The following is a 562-nucleotide window of genomic DNA, read 5'->3' on the forward strand; positions in this document are numbered from 1 at the left end:
TTTAACCCCTCCCAGCGCTCGTTACTTACCCAACTGACATCGGGCGATCGCACCGCACCATTGGGTAACGTAAAACCTGTGGAGGAGTCAAACCCTTTTCCCAATCCGGTTGTTTCAATCCAGAGACCGAGTTGAACGATAAGGCCAAAATTTTGATGTCCCGTCCAGGGGGTTGTCGGTGGCATAATTATCACTTCTCCGGACGCATTTCGTTCCAGCTTTAAGTCCCGATTTGCTTGACAGAGTTTCTCAAATCCTTCGCGGTTTAGATGGGGAATATTTAACTCAATGATAGTCATATTTTTCGATTTTAACTGTTTTGATTAAACCACAAATCGTCAGTTGAGTTTTGTTGAATAAAATGGTATAATTAAGACTACCCAACCTTATTCAAATCCAACACAAATCCGGGCAGCACATCTTCTCCCTCTAGGGTTTCGGGAGAGTGCAAGACTACGACTTCTCGTCCGGGACGATAAATTTCCACCTGTTTCTCCAGGGGGTCAATTAGCCAGCACAACCGCACGCCATTGTCAATATATTCTCGCATTTTTTCCCGCAG

2 protein-coding genes are annotated in these 562 nt (G+C 45.0%); both read right to left on the bottom strand.

Features of this window, described 5'->3' with window-relative positions; all coding sequences use genetic code 11:
• Positions 1-299: Uma2 family endonuclease (locus LKK83_RS27045; RefSeq protein WP_324634584.1), on the bottom strand; the 299-nt coding region annotated here is incomplete at its 3' end.
• Between the two features lie 77 nt (positions 300-376).
• Positions 377-562 (bottom strand): Uma2 family endonuclease (locus LKK83_RS27050; RefSeq protein WP_324634585.1); only part of this gene is annotated, 186 nt, incomplete at its 5' end.

Origin of the sequence: Phormidium sp. CCY1219, from assembly GCF_035615515.1 — a bacterium.
In the GTDB taxonomy this organism is placed as follows: Bacteria; Cyanobacteriota; Cyanobacteriia; order Cyanobacteriales; family Laspinemataceae; genus CCY1219.